15 protein-coding genes are annotated in these 17,157 nt (G+C 66.3%); 7 read left to right on the top strand and 8 right to left on the bottom strand.

Annotated features, from left to right (window positions below):
• Position 1: 1 nt before the first annotated feature.
• Together R4P95_RS27590 and R4P95_RS27585 are read right to left on the bottom strand one after the other, a co-directional pair.
• Positions 2–595 carry a CHAP domain-containing protein gene (locus tag R4P95_RS27590; RefSeq protein WP_317746978.1) on the bottom strand — a complete coding sequence of 198 codons (594 nt, stop codon included), beginning with the start codon at positions 593–595 and terminating at the stop codon, positions 2–4.
• A gap of 34 nt (positions 596–629) precedes the next feature.
• Positions 630–1,361, bottom strand: coding sequence for a DNA alkylation repair protein (locus R4P95_RS27585; protein ID WP_213577814.1), 732 nt, complete (start codon positions 1,359–1,361; stop codon positions 630–632).
• Positions 1,362–1,518: 157 nt separating this feature from the next.
• On the opposite strand from R4P95_RS27585, the gene R4P95_RS27580 reads away from it, so the two are divergent.
• Together R4P95_RS27580 and R4P95_RS27575 are read left to right on the top strand one after the other, a co-directional pair.
• Positions 1,519–1,884, top strand: coding sequence for an SPW repeat protein (locus tag R4P95_RS27580; protein ID WP_201453447.1), 366 nt, complete (start codon positions 1,519–1,521; stop codon positions 1,882–1,884).
• Between the two features lie 111 nt (positions 1,885–1,995).
• Positions 1,996–2,649, top strand: a complete 654-nt coding sequence (locus R4P95_RS27575) for a TetR/AcrR family transcriptional regulator (protein WP_208961152.1) — start codon at positions 1,996–1,998, stop codon at positions 2,647–2,649.
• Here R4P95_RS27575 and R4P95_RS27570 read toward each other — a convergent pair.
• From R4P95_RS27570 to R4P95_RS27555, 4 genes are all read right to left on the bottom strand, one after another.
• Positions 2,637–3,431: a glutamate racemase gene (locus R4P95_RS27570; protein WP_317746979.1), complete on the bottom strand. Its 795-nt coding sequence runs from the start codon at positions 3,429–3,431 to the stop codon at positions 2,637–2,639. The genes R4P95_RS27575 and R4P95_RS27570 overlap by 13 nt on opposite strands.
• A gap of 32 nt (positions 3,432–3,463) precedes the next feature.
• Positions 3,464–4,645, bottom strand: coding sequence for an NAD(P)/FAD-dependent oxidoreductase (locus R4P95_RS27565; RefSeq protein WP_317746980.1), 1,182 nt, complete (start codon positions 4,643–4,645; stop codon positions 3,464–3,466).
• A gap of 84 nt (positions 4,646–4,729) precedes the next feature.
• Positions 4,730–7,261: an ABC transporter permease gene (locus tag R4P95_RS27560; protein ID WP_317746981.1), complete on the bottom strand. Its 2,532-nt coding sequence runs from the start codon at positions 7,259–7,261 to the stop codon at positions 4,730–4,732.
• Between the two features lie 4 nt (positions 7,262–7,265).
• The gene (locus R4P95_RS27555) at positions 7,266–8,057 is read right to left on the bottom strand and encodes an ABC transporter ATP-binding protein (RefSeq protein WP_109331726.1); all 792 of its coding nucleotides are present in this window, start codon (positions 8,055–8,057) and stop codon (positions 7,266–7,268) included.
• A 221-nt stretch (positions 8,058–8,278) separates the two neighbouring features.
• On the opposite strand from R4P95_RS27555, the gene R4P95_RS27550 reads away from it, so the two are divergent.
• From R4P95_RS27550 to R4P95_RS27530, 5 genes are all read left to right on the top strand, one after another.
• Positions 8,279–9,103, top strand: a complete 825-nt coding sequence (locus tag R4P95_RS27550) for a hypothetical protein (protein ID WP_317746982.1) — start codon at positions 8,279–8,281, stop codon at positions 9,101–9,103.
• Between the two features lie 71 nt (positions 9,104–9,174).
• Positions 9,175–10,737, top strand: a complete 1,563-nt coding sequence (locus tag R4P95_RS27545) for a long-chain-fatty-acid--CoA ligase (RefSeq protein WP_317746983.1) — start codon at positions 9,175–9,177, stop codon at positions 10,735–10,737.
• A complete protein-coding gene (locus tag R4P95_RS27540; protein WP_317746984.1) occupies positions 10,734–11,162 on the top strand; it encodes a YchJ family protein in 429 nt (142 codons plus the stop codon). The genes R4P95_RS27545 and R4P95_RS27540 overlap by 4 nt, the downstream gene beginning before the upstream one ends.
• 24 nt (positions 11,163–11,186) lie before the next feature.
• On the top strand, positions 11,187–11,789 hold the full coding sequence (locus tag R4P95_RS27535; RefSeq protein WP_208961146.1) for a hypothetical protein: 603 nt from the start codon (positions 11,187–11,189) through the stop codon (positions 11,787–11,789).
• Between the two features lie 104 nt (positions 11,790–11,893).
• A complete protein-coding gene (locus tag R4P95_RS27530) occupies positions 11,894–13,801 on the top strand; it encodes an ABC transporter ATP-binding protein (RefSeq protein WP_317746985.1) in 1,908 nt (635 codons plus the stop codon).
• Here the strand turns inward: R4P95_RS27530 and R4P95_RS27525 are convergent.
• Both R4P95_RS27525 and treS read right to left on the bottom strand, forming a co-directional pair.
• Positions 13,791–15,179, bottom strand: a complete 1,389-nt coding sequence (locus R4P95_RS27525; protein WP_317746986.1) for a maltokinase N-terminal cap-like domain-containing protein — start codon at positions 15,177–15,179, stop codon at positions 13,791–13,793. The genes R4P95_RS27530 and R4P95_RS27525 overlap by 11 nt on opposite strands.
• Positions 15,176–17,011 (bottom strand): maltose alpha-D-glucosyltransferase, encoded by a 1,836-nt coding sequence (gene treS, locus R4P95_RS27520; protein ID WP_317746987.1) that lies wholly within the window; start codon positions 17,009–17,011, stop codon positions 15,176–15,178. The genes R4P95_RS27525 and treS overlap by 4 nt, the downstream gene beginning before the upstream one ends.
• Positions 17,012–17,157 lie beyond the last annotated feature (146 nt).

Below are 17,157 nucleotides of genomic sequence, written 5' to 3'. Positions count from 1 at the left end.
CTCACTCCAGCCGGCCGAATCCGACCACTGCGGAGTCGCTCGACCAGTCGACGGTGTGCACGCGCACCCGACCGAACTCGTTGCCTCCCACCGTCGTTGCGGAGTCACCGTCCACCGCGACGACGAAGTTGGTGTGCTGACCGACCCAACTGGTGTTGTCGTAGAGCACCACGTCGCCGACCGAGGGCCGGTATCCGCTACCGACCTCCTCGAACCGGGACTGCGATTCGTAGTACTCCTGCAGCGTGTACACCCCAGGAATGCGCCAATGTCCCGAATTGGGGTTCGACAGGGGCCGACCGGACTCTCGCATGATCCAGCTGACGAAGTCGGCACACCAGGGTTCCTCCACTCCCTCGGAGTAGAAGGTGCCCGGTCGCTGCCGGCTGTGTTCGGTTTCGAGCAGGTCGATGATCGTCGCCTGCTGCGGCGACAACGCGGACCTGTCCACGGCAGGGAAGTCTGCGGTGTCCCAGGGCAGGTAGCGCGTCGGCGCCCACCACCACACCCCGACTGCCAGCACGGCTGCGAGGACAAGGACGCCGACGAGGACCGACCCCGTACGGCGGCGGCGAGGGGGATCGGCGAGGGTCATGCCACCGAATGTAGCGGTATCGCGTGCGGCACGGTCAGCGCTGCGCCCGGTAGGCGGCTCGCTCCTCGGCCGTCAGGTGCTCGCAGGCATAGCTGAGCGCGGTCCGGCCCATCACGGCGGCGTTGCGGTCGAGAAAATCGGTGAGCAGAGCGCGGTCGACCCGCTTCCCCACCTCCCGCAGCATCCATCCCGTCGCCTTCTGGGTCAGATCCCGTCGGTCACCGAGCACCTGCTGCGCCACCTCCAGCGTGGTCGACGCGTCCCCTCGCCGGATGAACGCAAAGGTGCTGAGTAGAGCCACGCGTCGTCGCCACAGGTCGTCATCCGCCGCGAGCCGGAATATCAGGTCCCGTGGTTTCTCGACAAGCCAGGTGCCGAGGATGTGGTCGGCGGAGGAATCGACGAGGTCCCAATTGTTGACGCGTCCGCGTAACACGAGGTCGAGGTAGAAGCGGGCCACCTTCTCGACCACGGCGTCCTCGCCGACGCGGGCTGCAGCCGTGCACTGGTACACCAGAATCAGCAGGCCGGCCAGACGGTGCTCGTGCACGGGGCTGTCGAGCAGGGTCTCGACCTCGGGCGGCTCGAGATCGCGGTGCCGGCGCACCACCCCCCGGGTAGCCGGAACCCGCACACCGATGAATACGTCGCCCTCCCCGTATTCACCCGGTCCGGTCTTGAAAAAGCGCGCAGATCCCACAGCGACTTTCTCGTCTGCCAGTTCAGCGAGTGCCTGGATCACGTCGCGCGCAGTGGAGGTCACCAGCGCACTGTCCCACACGCCACCGACATCCTCGAGAATGGTTACGAAATGGCTTTGACCAGCGGCTGACGTTACTGGACTGCAACGACGCAGATATTGATCGGGCGGTCAATCAGGCGTGTACTCGAGGTGGACACAATCCGTTCCGAGGAGGCTGGACATGAAGTCGTGGAGTCGCATGCAAGATATAGCGGCCATCGTGATCGGAGTCTTCGCGGCGCTCTCGCCGCTGTGGCTCGACACGAATAATGCCGCCCGGTGGTCCCTGATCGTGCTGGGCGCTCTCATCGCGCTGTCCGGTCTGGTCCATATGTTCCGTCCGGATTTCACGATGGCCGAATACGCCATGGGCATCTTCGGTGTTCTGCTGTTCCTCTCCCCCTGGGTGATGAACTTCGACGGACTCCGGGGAGCGTCGTGGACCGCGTGGGTGGTCGGCGTGCTCGCGGTAGTCGTGGCTGTCACAGCAATGCCGGTGATGAGTTCCCGGATGCACGGACACGGAGGGCTTGCCACCCATCACTGATCCGTGCCGCATACCGAGAACACCGATTCGAGCGGGGCGAAGGAACGTGGATCCGGCGATAGTCATCGCCGCCCCGGCCTTCGCCCCGCCGTTCACGTCCGGAAAAGGCTCATGCACGCACCTCATCTCGGAATACCCGGCGTTCCCCCACCCCGCAAAGGACGGCGACGGCGTAGCGCGAAGATCGATGGCGATGCCCGGGAGCTGATCCTCGACGCCGCCGAATCCCTCATTGCGACACACGGATTCGACGCCACATCCACCGCCTCCATCGCCTCGGCCGCCCACGTCCCGAAAGGCTTGGTGTTCTACTATTTCCCGGCCAAGACCGACATCCTCCTGGCGTTGCTGTCCGAGCGGCTGCCCACCGAACCGTTTCGTGACGTCAGTCCCCTCGTGAGTCCTGGTGATCCGGCGGCGAGCCTGGTGAACCTCGATACCGCGTTGAATCTGCGCGACCACCACTCGTCGGTGATGCGGGTGATCATCTGGCGCGAGGCCGAGACCCACCCGGATGTTCGCGCTCATCTGCGGCGGTTCCGCGATTACCTCAGAGATATCACCGAACGGCTCCTGCAGGCGAGTTCGCCGTATCCGGTGCAACCGGGCACGTTGCGTGCGTGCGCAACGGCCTGGGTGGCTGCCATGTTCTCGATGGCGGGCAATGACCGTCTCCACGACCTCGACGACCTACCACGTAGGTACGGCGACGAATTGGACAATGTGGCGCGCGTGGTGGCCGCCGGGATGGTTCAGCTGGGCTGAGACGCGCCCGCTGTGAGCAGTCGGCCGACCGGAAACGCACGCGCGCTCTCGGGGAGGCTGCCGGGTCGACCACTCAGGTAGACCTCGACGGAGCCGGTACGAGCGTGGAGTGCACCTCGAGCGTCACCCGCCTCACCGAGTGCATCGATGCGGCGAATGGTCTGCGCCGCTACCGCTTCCGCGCTGTCGAACAAGTGCACTCCCGCGGGGAGACTTGCCGCGATCTCGTCCGCCACCAGTGGGTAGTGCGTGCATCCCAGCACCACCGCCCCCACATCGTCGGGGGTGCGTGCTGCGGCCGAAGCGATGGCTGCAGTGGCCGCCTCGCGCTCGCCCCGGTCTATGGCCTCGGCCAGCCCGTGACAGGCAATGCTCACCACGGAACTTCCGTTGCCGAAACGCTCGATCAGATCGGCCTGGTACCGGCTCGACGTGGTGGCCGCTGTCGCCCAGATCGCAACCGAGTCACACGCAGCGGCCGCGGGCTTGATCGCCGGCACCGTACCGATCACCGGGACACCCGGTCCGACCAACTCCCGCACGTGCTCGAGTGCGGTGACACTCGCCGTGTTGCACGGCAGCACGATCACCTCTGCACCGCGGTCGAGGCAGCGCTGCGCGGTCTCGAGGACCCGATCGATCACCCACTGTTCCGGTTTGGGGCCCCATGGCGCTCCATCCGGATCGAGGGCGAGCATCAGGTTCAGCTCCGGCCGCTTCGTGCGTAGCCACAACGCAGTGGGCAGCATCCCCAGGCCCGAGTCGATGAGCGCAACAATCACCGGTCGAATCTATCGCGTCCTCGCGAACCGCCCTACGCCGACGCGGCCTCGAGAACCTCATTGATGGGCGTACCGACGGCGATCTTGGCCCGCATTTTCATCACGGCTCCTGCCATGCCGGCGCCGACGACTCCCGACAGGATGCCGTCGCGCTCGTAGTACGCGAGGAACTTACGTCCGTCGTCCTTGACCACGTGCACCACGTCGGTGCCCGCCACGGCGCCCAATGCCTGGATCTTGAGGTCGTACTGGTCGCTCCAGAAGTACGGCACGTGCGCCGCGGGACTTCCACTCCCCGTCCCGGTCAGTGCACCGGCGAGAAGCTTGGCCTGCTCGCCGGCGTTGCTCCAGTGCTCGACGCGCTTGCGGCCGCCCACCTGCAGCTGCCACGCGGCCACGTCGCCGACGGCCCACACGTGCGGAACCGCTGTCCGGCCGACATCGTCGCAGACCACGCCGTTGTCCAGTTCGACGCCGGACCCCTCGAGCCAACCGGTGACCGGCACCGAGCCGACCCCGATCGCGACGACGTCGGCGGCCACCTCGCTGCCGTCACCGAGCACAGCCCCGGTGACCCGATCTGTCCCGGTCAACGACTGCAGGCCGACCCCGGCCCGGAGATCGACGCCCTCGTCCACGTGCAGTCGCGCCACCAGGCCACCGATCTTCTCGCCCAGAATCGACGCGAGCGGCGTCGGTTGCGGCTCGACGAGCACCACATCCAGCCCGCCGGCCCGCATGCTGGCCGCGAGTTCGCAACCGATGAAACCGGCGCCCACGATCAGCGCACGCCGGGCATCGGCCATGTCCGATCGCAGCGCGAGGCACTCGTCGATGGAACGGAGAACGTGGATGCCGGCCAGTTCCGGTAGACCGGGGATGCGGCGTGGCACGAGGCCGGTGGCGATCACCAGTTCGTCGTAGGCCACCTCGGAGCCGTCCGCGAGTCTCACGATGCGGGATTCCGGATCGAGAGAGGCCGCTTCGACACCGAGCCGCAGTTCGATGTTGTTCTCGTCGAAGAATTCCCGCGGCTTGAGCGTGGTGTCGCTCTTCTCGCCGCGCACCACTTCCTTCGACAGCGGCGGCCGGTCGTAGGGCAGGTGTGGCTCACCGCCCAGAAGTACCAGGTCACCCGCGTAGCCCGCCCGCCGGAGTTCCTCAGCTGTGCGCAGGCCTGCCAGACCTGCTCCTACGATGACGATCTTCTGCACTGTCCCGTACCCGCCCAATCTGCCGACGCGACCCACATGATCGCCATCACATTCCGTGCACCAGTCATATCAAATGCTCACGAGTCAGAGGTCGGCGATGGCCTCGAGCGGGCGGGTGCGTGCTGCCCGGCTCGCGGGCCACAACGCTGCCAGCACCCCGACCACGCCGGATCCGAGGAGCATGGCGGTGACCTGCCCCCACGGCACCGTCACCTGCTCGAGCCCCTGATCCTTCAACGTGCTCACGAAGCCCCACCCGAAAGCGATTCCGAGCAACACCCCGACTGCGGCACCGAACACCGCGATGAGCATCGACTCCAGATAGATGGTGCGACGCATCTGCGCACGCTGCATTCCGACGGCCCGGAGCATGCCGATCTCACGGCGTCGTTCCACCACGGACAGGGCGAGCGTGTTGATGATTCCCAGGATCGCGATCACGACGGCCAGGGCGAGCAGCCCGTAGAGGATGGCGAGGAGGGTGTCGATCTGTGCACCCTGTGTTCCCTTGAACTGCTCGCGGTCCTGCACCTGAACCACGACGAACTGTTTGGTCGCGGCCTCGAGGTCGGACCGTAGTTGCGTCAGGTCTGTTCCCGGCTTCGCGTCGATCAGCACCGTGAAGGCCGGCAGGGTTGCGGCGGGCATCACCTGGCGATACACGTCGTCGGACACCACCCACTCCCCGATCAGCTGGTTGTCCTCGAACACTCCCGCCACCTCCGCGTCGACGACCTTGCCGTCGGCGCTCTTCATCGGAACCGTCGAACCGAGGGTCCAGCCCTTGTCCGTGGCCGCTGTCTGGGAGACCAGCAGGTGATTGGCCGTGAGGTCGGCGGCGCCCTCGACGAGGGTGTAGTCGAGCACCCCGTCGATAGGACCTTCGAGTGAGGCGCCCTGCTCTGCTTCGTCGTCGACCGTGACGGACACGGGGTGCAGAGCGGTGGCACTCTGGACGCTGTCGAGGTTCCGGACGGCACGCGCCGCGCCGGACGGGACACCGATCTGGTTGGGCCCGGTGAGGATGTAGTCGGCGGTCACTCCCACGTCGACGAGCTGATTGACGCCCGTTTTGGCCGAAGATCCGAATACGCCGATCACCGAAACGAGCATCAGTCCCAGCGTGAGGGCGAACGCGGTGGCGGCCGTGCGCCGGGGATTGCGGACGGCGTTGGTGCGGGCGAGCCTGCCGATCGGCCCGAACGGTTTCGCGAGGACGGCGCCCAGTGCACCGACCACCGGCCGGGACAGTGCAGGCGCGGCGAACAGCACGGCGAGGATCAGGCCCAGGGCACCGATACCCACCACTGCGGCCGCACCGCCTCCCGTCCCTCGCGAACCGACGACGAGGCCCACCACACCGACCGCGCCGAGCACCGCACCGCCGATCGTCCGGATCCGCAGCGAATCCCCGGTGGACGCGAATTCCTCACGCATCGCCGCCACGGGCGGAACCTTGGCCGCTCGACGGGCCGGTGCGTACGCACTGACCGTCGTGACGACGACACCGATCACCAGGGCGACGAGGATCGTCCGTGGTCCGACCTGGAGCGGTCCCTCGGGCAGGCCGAGGTCGAACGCGTTGAGCAATGTGCGCAGACCGTACGCCAGGCCGATCCCGGCGGCGATTCCGATCGCACTGCCGATTACTCCCACGACGAGTGCTTCGAAGACAACCGACCGGCCGACCTGCTGACGGCTGGCTCCGATTGCACGAAGCAGGGCCAGCTCGCGCAGTCGCTGAGCGACGATCATCGAGAACGTGTTGTAGATGATGAAGGTGCCCACCAGAAGGGCGATTGCACCGAATGCCAGCAGGAAATAGTTGACGAAACTCAGTGCCTCGGAGATTTCGGCCTTGGTCTCCTCGCGCACCTCGTCGCCCGTCTGCACCTGGGCATCGGGGAGGGCCGCGGCGATCCGGTCCCGCAGATCAGTCTGCGACAGACCGGTTCCGGCGACATCGAGGTACTCGACGTGCTCTCCGTCGGTGAACAGCTCACGCGCCTGGGAGTCCACGAACGTGGCGCTGAGGAAGCCACCGGTGTCGTTGCCCGTGGAATAGATGCCGGACACCGTCACGTCGACCATGCCGCGGGCAGGGACCAGGACCTTCGTGGTGTCGCCGACGGTGAGACCGGCGCGTTCGGCGGCGCTCGCGTTGACCGCGATCTGGCCCACCTCGGCCGGCGGAGTGCCCTCGAGGTACTCGTCGGCCTCACCGAGTGCCTGGTCGGGCGGCAGGTAGGACTCCCCGACGCTCGGCGCTCCCCCGGTCTGCACGGCAGCACCGTCGGAGCCGATGAGCACGATTTGTCCGCTGACCGAGGGCGCCACCTTGCGGACTCCGTCGACCGCGACGACCGTGTCCACGTCCGCGAGTGGAATACCGCGCGAGTTCTCCTCGGCGCTCGACACCCGGACGTCGACGCCCTGGGCGGTGTTCTCGAAAATCGAATCGAAGGTCTTCTGGAGTGTGTCGGTGAAGACGAAAGACCCGGCGACGAAGGCGGTGCCGAGGACGACGGAAAGGACGGTCAGCGCGAGCCGCACCTTGTGGGCGGCGAGATTGCGCAGAGAAACCTTGCGCATGGGAGCGCGAGAGGTGGACGCCATACCGTCAGACCACCGCGTCCGTAGCGAGTGCATGGGCGCCGCCGGATACCGATGCCGGCTCGTCGAGCCGCTTCATCGTATCGAGGACCGAATCGGCGGTCGGATCTCTCAACTCGTCGACGATCTTGCCGTCGGCGAGGAACACCACCCGGTCGGCGTACGCTGCCGCGCGCGGATCGTGCGTGACGATCACGACCGTCTGGTGGAACTCGTCGACCGCCGCACGGAGGATGGACAGCACCTCCCCCGAAGACTTCGAGTCGAGGTTTCCGGTGGGCTCGTCACCGAAGATGATCTCCGGCTGTCCGGCGAGCGCCCTGGCACACGCCACGCGCTGCTGCTGTCCGCCGGACAACTCGCCGGGGCGATGCCCGAGGCGGTCCTGCAGACCCAGTTTGTCCAGCACGTTGTTCAACCACACCGCGTCGGGTGCACGGCCCGCGATGTCGAGCGGAAGCGTGATGTTCTCGAGAGCGGTGAGGGTCGGCACCAGGTTGAACGCCTGGAAGACGAACCCGATACGGTCGCGGCGCAGCTGCGTCATCTGCTTGTCCGACAGCGTCGTCAGCTCGGTGTCGCCGATGAGCACCGAACCCGAACTGGCCGAGTCCAACCCGGCGAGGCAATGCATCAACGTCGACTTACCGGACCCGGAGGGGCCCATGATCGCAGTGAACTCACCACGGGCGAACTCCGCGGACACCGCGCTGAGCGCGTGGACCTGGGTGTCGCCGGTGCCGTAGGTCTTCGACAGCTCGACAGCACGGGCAGCGACAGCGGGGGCATGCGTGCTCATGATCGCCTTTCGTTTCTTCTGTGACGGCCCCACCCCGTGGTGACGGGTCGGGCCGGCGCGCGGGGCGCACTCCACCATCTTGTCGAGAGGTGGGTCGGGCCGCCATCGGGGACCACCCTGATCTTTCGCGGACGACGATCGTGGACCGGCACCGCGGAAACCTGAGCAGCGCGAGAGGCGGCCTGAGAGAATTCGGACACACCGGCGCGAAGGAGAAGCTCATGACCACCGAGTCCCCGAAGCCGAGAGCAGGCGCGCGATTCGTCGACGCATTCCTCCAGTCGCCCTTCGCCGGACTGACTCCGTGGATCGTGATGTCGCTGCTGTCGGGTCCGGGACGATTCGAGGAATCGGTCGCCGCCGCTCTCGCGTTGTCGATCCTGTTCCTGTTTCTCAGCCATCGCCGGGGTGGAGCCCTCAAACCCCTCGAAGTGTTCGACATCGTCTACTTCGGCTGCCTCGCCGCTATCGGACTGTTCGCCTCCGACACCGTGATCACGTGGCTGGAGACGTGGTCGGGTGAAATGTCGAGCCTTGCGTTGGTCGTTTTCGCGTTCGGCTCACTGCTGCTGCGCAACCCGTTCACCCTGCCGTATGCGAAAGAGACCACACCTGAGGAGTATTGGAGCTCCCCGCTCTTCCTGGCGATCAACCAGCGCATCACACTGGTGTGGGCCTTGTCGTTCACGGTATCGGCGGCGGCCGGGCTGTTCGGCGACGCGGTGCTGGGGCAGCCGGACAACTTCTGGACGGGCTGGATCATTCCGATCGGGGCGTTGCTGTTCGCGCTGTCCTTCACCGAGTGGTATCCGGATGTGGCGACTGCGCGGGCGCCGCGGGAACCCGGAGAACCGGAAGAAGTGGCACCACCGCTCCTGAAACTGTTCGAGTTCCTGCCACCGTTCGTGATGGGCGTGGGCATCGCCATGCTCGTCACCGACAATGACCCGGACTGGCTGGCGATCGCGCTCATCGTGGTCGGAATAGTCGCCGGTGCCGCGTTTCGCCGCACCGGCGCACGCAGGCCGGCCGCTCCCGCCGGGTGAGGGCAAAACCGTCCTGAGCCGTCCCCCGGCCACTAACCTTGTGACTGATGTCACACAGGAGAGGTGGGCGCATGTCGGACGCCGCGAACGGAATCATCTTCGACCGGCTCGCGCACTGGGCGCAGTTCCGACCGAACGCCATCGCCGTGCAGTTCCAGGATCGCGCGTACACGTGGTCCGAATGGCGCGACCGCATTCTGCAGATCGCCGGAGCTCTGGCGGAAGAAGGAATACGGCAGGGAGACACGGTCGCCTTTCTCGACAAGAATCACCTCTCCTGCCTGGAGGTGACCTACGCGGCGGGTGTGCTCGGGGCGGCCATCGCGGTTCCCAACTGGCGGCTCGCCGGCGAGGAACTCGACTACGTGATCAACGACTGCCGTGCCCGAATCCTCTTCGTCGGGAACGAGTTTCTGCAACAGGTCATGGCGCTGCGCGATCGGATGACCGGTATCGAGCAATTCATCACCGTCGGTGGTGAGCACGACGAATTCGAGCCGTGGTTGACGGAGGCGTCCCCGTTGTGGCGGCCGCCCGTCGTGGATCCCGAGTCGACGACGTTGATTCTCTACAGCTCCGGAACCACCGGTAAGCCGAAGGGGGTGCAGCTGACGCACCGCAACCTGAACGCCCACAACGTCGACGCGCTCGCCGTGCTTCCCGCCCGGGAGGACGACTGCTTCCTCGTCGCGATGCCGCTCTTCCACGTCGGTGGTAGTTGCTACGCGATCATGGGAATCCACGCCGGCGCTCGATGCCATGTCGCGCGGGATGCCGATGCCCCGTCACTGTTTGCAGGTCTTGCCGCCGGAGCCACTGTCGCGTTCCTCGTTCCGCCGGTGATCGCGGGCGTCCTGGCCGCAGGCGAACAGGCCGTCGCCGCGTTCGGCGCGCTCCGCCGCATCACGTACGGAGCGGCGCCGATGCCACTGCCGCTACTCCGGAGCGCGTTGGCTGCTTGGCCCAGGACGGAGTTCGTCCAGGTGTACGGGATGACCGAATGCGCCGGTGTCGTCACAGCCCTCCTCCCCGGGGTGCACCGCGACGAAACGCAGGTCGAACGCATGGCGTCGGCGGGACAGCCTATCCCCGGCGTGGAGATGCGCATCGTGGACCCGGTCACCACCCGGGACGTCGCTCCCGGGGAGACCGGCGAATTATGGTGGCGCACGGAGCAGCGGACGCCGGGCTATCTCGGCAAACCCGAGGCGACGGCCGAGGCGATCACCGCCGACGGGTGGCTCCGCAGCGGCGACATGGGACGCGCGGACGCGGACGGATTCGTCTACATCGAGGACCGTCTCAAGGACATGATCATCACCGGCGGCGAAAACGTCTACTCGCCCGAGATCGAGCGGGTGCTGGTCGAACACCCCGCGGTGGCGGAGGTGGCGGTGATCGGTGTGCCCGACGAGCATTGGGGCGAAACTGTGAAGGCGATCGTCGTCCCCGTCGAGGGAACCGTCGCCGACCCGGACGCGCTGATCCACTACACCCACCAGCGTCTGGCAAAGTTCAAATGCCCGACCAGCATCGACGTCGTCGAGATGCTGCCGCGCAATCCGACGGGGAAAATCCTCAAACGGGAACTACGTGCACCGTACTGGAAGGACCGCAGCCACAAGCTGGTGTGAGCACCGTCCATACTGGAGTCGTGACCGGTCGATGCCCCTGCCTGTTCGGTGAGCCGTACGACGACTGCTGCGGACGGTTCCACCGCGGCGAGGCCACCGCCCCGACCGCCGAGCGGCTCATGCGGTCCCGTTACAGCGCCTTCGCCGTCCTCGACGCCGACTATCTCCTGGCAACCTGGCATCCGAGCACCCGGCCTGACGACCTCGACCTCGATCCCGCGCAGCGGTGGACCCGGCTCGACATCCTCGGGTCGAGCGGCGGCGGACTCCTCGACACCGCCGGCACCGTCGAGTTCCGGGCCCATTTCGTGTTGGACGGCGAGCGCGGCTCGCTCCACGAGAACAGCCGTTTCGTCCGCGTCGACGGTCGCTGGCTGTATCTCGACGCACGTGCGGCGTCGGGGCGGTGGCTCCCACGTGTCTGATCGCACCCGGCTTACGATCGAAACATGAACAACCACCGGATCGGCCCCGTCGCCGTCTTCGCCGCCTGCGCGCTGGCCCTGACACTCACCGGATGTTCGGAGTCGAACTCCGCCAGCAGTGTCGCGGCGACGTCACCCGCCGCCGCGGCGACGACGAGCACCGCACTCGAACCCGACGCATCGACGGTCCCGACCGACGCGTCGCCGAAGTCTTCCGAGGCGTCCGGTCCGGCGAAACTGACGGTGACCGACATCCGGATCGGTCGGCACGAGGGCTTCGATCGAGTGGTCTACGAACTCGGCGGAACGGGCACGCCGGGCTGGCGGGTCGAGTACGTCGACGAGGCCGTTCAGGACGGCAGCGGCAGGTCGATCCCGATGTCGGGCAACGGAATTCTCCAAGTGCTGATCGACGGCTCCGCATATCCCTTCGACAGCGGCGTGGAAGGGTATGCCGGTCCGAACCCATTGCCCGGGGAGCCCGGCGGGGTAGTGACCGAGGTCAACGGTGCCCTCGTCTTCGAAGGTGTCACCCAATCGTTCATCGGCGTGACGCGCCCCGACAGGCCGTTCACGGTGTCGAGTTTGTCGGGACCGACGAGGGTGGTCGTCGACATCGCGAGGTAGGAGGCCCGCTGGCATACCAGCGCTTGACCTCGAGTTCGGTTCAGGTTCTACCGTCGTGTCATACCCACGCTCTACCGTGTGGGTAGCGACAGGAGGCCGCCGGCATGAGCATGGAAGTCACAGCGTGGAACGCGATGTACAACGCGATGCACGCCCAGGAGGATCGTCGACCGTTCTCGCGCACCACCTTGCGGCGGATCGCCCGCTTCGCCGCGCCGCACCGACGGAGCCTGGCGTGGTACCTCCTGCTCAGCGTGATCACCGCGGCGCTGGCCGTGGCCACACCGGTGCTCGCCGGCCGAGTGGTGGAGGCGATCATCGACGGCGACGCCGTGTCCGCAGTGGTCCGTCTGGCCGGGCTCATCGCGGTCATCGCCGTCCTCGAGGCCGCTCTGGGACTGTGGACGCGATGGTTGTCGGCGAGCATCGGCGAGAACCTGATCCTCGATCTGCGAACCGCGGTGTTCGACCACGTGCAGCGCATGCCCATCGCGTTCTTCACCCGCACCCGCACAGGTGCCCTCGTGAGCCGCCTCAACAACGACGTGATCGGAGCGCAGCGCGCGTTCAGTGACACGCTCTCCGGTGTCGCCGCCAACCTCGTGACGCTCGGTATCACCCTCATCGTCATGATCGGAATCTCCTGGCAGATCACCCTCCTCGCACTGCTGCTGCTACCCATCTTCGTGCTGCCCGCCCGCCGGATGGGTGCCCGGCTCGCGCAGCTCAACCGGGAGGCCGCCAACTACAACTCGGTCATGAGCACCCAGATGACCGAACGCTTCTCGGCACCGGGAGCCACCCTCGTGAAGCTGTTCGGCCGCCCGTCGGAAGAGTCCGCCGAATTCGCGGTCCGGGCCCGGCGGGTCCGCAACATCGGGGTCCGGACGGCGATGTTGCAGTCGGTGTTCGTCACCGCGCTCACCCTGGTGTCGGCGTTGGCGCTGGCCCTCGTCTACGGTCTCGGCGGGTTCTACGCATTGCGCGGTCAGCTCGACGCCGGCGCCGTCGTCGCCATGGCGATGCTCCTCACCCGGTTGTACTCACCGCTCACCGCGCTCGCCAGTGCCCGCGTCGACGTGATGAGCGCGCTCGTCAGCTTCGAGCGCGTCTTCGAGGTTCTGGATCTGCAGCCGCTGATCCAAGAGAAACCCGGCGCCACGGTAGTGCCCGACGGCCCCGTGTCGGTGGAATTCCGGAATGTGGAGTTCGCCTATCCGGCCGCCGACAAGGTGTCGCTGGCGTCCCTCGAGGAGGTCGCGACCCTCGACACCAGGGAGGGCGTCGAGGTACTCCACGGAGTGTCGTTCCGCGCCGAACCCGGCCAGATGGTCGCCTTGGTGGGATCTTCGGGAGCGGGGAAGTCCACCATTGCCCAGCTCGTCCCACGGCTCTACGACGTGGATGCCGGCGTGGTCGAACTCGGCGGCGTCGATGTCCGGGATCTCACCGCCGATTCCGTCCGCGCTACCGTCGGCATGGTGACGCAGGACGGGCACCTCTTCCATGACACCGTCCGCGCCAACCTCCTGCTCGCCCGCCCGGGCGCCTCCGCCGCCGAACTGGACGAGGTGCTGGAACGGGCCAGGCTCACCGAACTGGTCGCAGCACTGCCCGACGGCCTCGACACGGTGGTCGGGGAACGTGGCTATCGGCTCTCCGGCGGTGAGCGTCAACGACTGACCATCGCCCGACTGCTGCTCGCCCATCCGCGCGTCGTCATACTCGACGAGGCCACCGCACATCTCGATTCGACGTCGGAGGCCGCGGTGCAGGAGGCATTGGGCGAGGCACTGGCCGGACGAACCGCCGTGGTGATCGCACACCGGCTCTCCACCGTCCGCGCCGCCGACCTGATTCTCGTGATCGAGGCCGGACGCGTCGTCGAACGCGGCACCCACAGCGAACTCCTCGCCCTGGGTGGCCGCTACCAGGAGCTGTACCGCACCCAGTTCGACACGGGTACCCAGTCGTCGCCCACCCTGACGGAGGTCATCTCGGCTACGACGTAAGCCGGCGGATCGCGCCGAGGGGCAACGACATCCACCGCGGGCGGTTCCGGGCCTCGTACACCACTTCGTACACGGCCTTGTCCAGTTCGTAGGCGCGAAGCAGGACTGATGAAGACCGAGGGTCGTCACCGGCGACCGACGTATATCCCTCGCAGAAGGCCGTTCCGTTGCGGTGGGCCCACTCACGAGCGCGGAACTCGCGCTGCGACGCTGCTGCTTCCGTCACGGAGTCGGCGAGCAGGTGATGTGCGGCGTAATCGAAGGAACGCAGCATGCCCGCGACGTCGCGCAGTCGGCTGTCCGGTTCCCGCCGCTCGGTCAGCGTCTTGGCGGGTTCTCCCTCGAAGTCGATGAGCAACCACCGTTCGGGGGTTCGGAGCACCTGGCCGAGGTGGAGGTCGCCGTGGATCCGCTGCACCGTGATGCTCCCCAGCGACTCGGCGTCCGCATACCGTTCCCGAATGGCGGGTGCCACTTCCGCCAACTCGGGAACGACCTCGGTAGCCGCCTCCAGACGGCGCAGCATTGCCGCCACCGTCGTGGACGTGACTGCCTTGTCCTCGGTGCCGAGCGCCCGCGCGAGGGTGGCGTGCACCTCGGCGACCGCAGCCCCCATGCGATACGACTCCCCCGCGAAGTCCGTCCCGACCTCGTCTGCGCGGAGGTCCGCCTCCATCAGAAGGTCGCGCACGCTCCCGAGTGCCATGGTCCACCCGTCCGCGGAATTGGCGGCGAAGTCCTGGACCATCGCCAGGGTCGTTTCGATGCCTTCCACGTCGGATTCGATCCACGCGCGCAAGGTGGCCACGTACTCGCTGCCTGCCTCGCCGAGTACCCGGTGCATCTCCACGTCCGGGTTCGTCCCCGGGGTCACGAGGCGGAAGATCTTCATCAGCAACTTGTCGCCGAGCACCACGGACGTATTCGATTGTTCAGCGCCGAGGGTCCGCCCCTTCAGGCCGGGTTCGATGACGCTTCCGGGAGCGGTCCGCAGCCGGATCGGCCCCGAGGCCTGCGGCGACGCGAGCCGTTCCGCGTAGAGATCGATCACTTCGGCGTCGTGCAGGCCGTCGTAGGCGAACCATTCCGAACCGACATCTCCGTCGGGCGCAGGTAGCGCCCAGGGCACCAGGTCTTCGGGAAGGTGACTGCGGAAACCGAGCGGCACCTGATAGACCTGCGGTGGCCCGGTCTCGAAGTCCACCGAGACCAGGAGGTGATCGACCGCGAACCCCGGCACACCGGCGAGAGGTTGGCGCAGCAGAATCCGGACACCGGAAATGGTGTTCCCCTTGGCAGCGAACCAGCGGCGCTCGGGTAGCCATCGAGCGAGCTGAGGCTCGAGAATGTGGTCGGGGATTGTCGTCGGTTGATTCACGGCTGTACCGCCTGTTCTGCCTCGCTGCTCACCGGGTGACCGTCTGTCACTCCGCCGTCCCGTGGATCCGGTTGCAGGGCAAACCAGAAGAAGCCGTGCCCCGGCAATGTGACCATGTATCCGTCGTCCGTGATCGGCGGGAACGGAACCGATCCGGTGAGTTCCACCGGGATGCGACCGGCGTATTGCGACAAGTCGAGGATCACCGCCTGCGGATACCTCGACAGGTTGTTGACACACAGAATGACATCCGCGGGTGCGCCTTCCGAGCTGGGCGGTGTTTCCCGCACATAGGACAGCACGGCCGGGTTGGCGCTGCCCAGTTCGGTGAACGAGGCGGTACCGAACGCCGGATGCTGTTTCCGCACCTGGATCATTCGCCGCGTCCAGTGGAGCAGGCTATTGGTCGAGTTCATCTGCGCTTCGACGTTCACCGACTGATATCCGTACGTGGGATCCATGATGACCGGCAGATACATTCGGGCCGGATCCGCCCGGGAGAACCCGGCGTTGCGGTCGGGCGTCCACTGCATGGGGGTACGGACGGAATCCCGATCACCCAGCCAGATGTTGTCGCCCATACCGATCTCGTCGCCGTAGTACAGGACGGGAGAGCCGGGCAGGCTCAGCAGCAGTGCAGTGAAAAGCTCGAGCTGGTTGCGATCGTTCTCGAGCAGCGGCGCGAGACGACGGCGAATACCGATGTTCGCCTTCATCCTCGGGTCCTGTGCGTATTCGGCATACATGTAGTCGCGCTCCTCGTCGGACACCATCTCGAGCGTCAACTCGTCATGATTTCGCAAGAAGATTCCCCACTGGCACGAACTGGGAATCGGTGGTGTCTGCGCGAGAATCTCCGAAATCGGGAAGCGGTTCTGTCGCCGCACGGCCATGAAGATCCGCGGCATCAGCGGGAAGTGAAATGCCATGTGGCACTCGTCGCCGACGTCCGGTTCGCCGAAGTACTCGACCACATCGGAGGGCCACTGATTCGCCTCGGCAAGCAGCGCGCGGCCCGGGTACTCGGCGTCCATCACGGCCCGGCACTTCTTCAGGAATGCGTGCGTCTCGGGCAGGTTCTCGCAGTTGGTGCCTTCACGCTCGAACAAGTACGGGACGGCATCCAACCGGAATCCGTCGATACCGAGGTCCAGCCAGAACCGGAGCACGTCGATCATGGCGTCCTGAACTTCGGGATTGTCATAGTTCAGGTCCGGCTGGTGGGAGAAGAAGCGATGCCAGTAGTACTGCTTGCGCACCGGATCCCACGTCCAGTTGGATGTCTCGGTGTCGACGAAAATGATTCGCGCGTCCGGATATCCTTCGTCGGTGTCGGCCCACACATAGAAGTCGCCGTACGGGCCGTCGGGGTCGCTGCGTGACTCCTGGAACCAGGCGTGCGTGTCGGACGTGTGATTCATGACGAGATCGGTGATCACCCGGATCCCGCGCCGGTGCGCCTCGTCGAAAAGGTGAACGAAGTCCTCGACTGTACCGAATTCCGGTAGTACAGCACGGAAGTCACGGATGTCGTAGCCGCCGTCACGCAATGGGGAGTCGTAGAAGGGCGGCAACCACAGGCAGTCGACACCGAGCCAGGACAGATAGTCGAGCTTGGCGGTCAACCCCTCGAGGTCGCCGGTGCCGTCTCCGGAAGAGTCGTAGAAGGCGCGGACCAGAACCTCGTAGAACACTGCGGTCTTGAACCACTCGTGGTCGACCGTCAGTTCCCGGGCATGGGAGAAATCTTCGGACCGCGCCTCGACGATATGGCCCTCCAGGTCGTGTTCCGGCTCGGCGTTGACGGAGGGCGACGGTTCTTCCAGGGGCATTAGCACCTCGGTATGCGACTCGATCACAGGAACCGCGAGGTTCCTCGGACACTTCCTCGATCGTAGGGCGGGTCAGCCTGAAGCGCTCGGAACGCGGACCGCGGAGCGTCCCCGAAGGAGGCCGGCAACTTTCCTGACTTCGACGG

The sequence above is a fragment of the Rhodococcus sp. IEGM 27 genome, from assembly GCF_033142305.1.
Taxonomy (GTDB): Bacteria; Actinomycetota; Actinomycetes; order Mycobacteriales; family Mycobacteriaceae; genus Rhodococcus_F; species Rhodococcus_F oxybenzonivorans.
The sequence above is the reverse complement of the archived record's forward strand: the minus strand, read 5'-3'. Positions and strand labels throughout refer to the sequence as shown.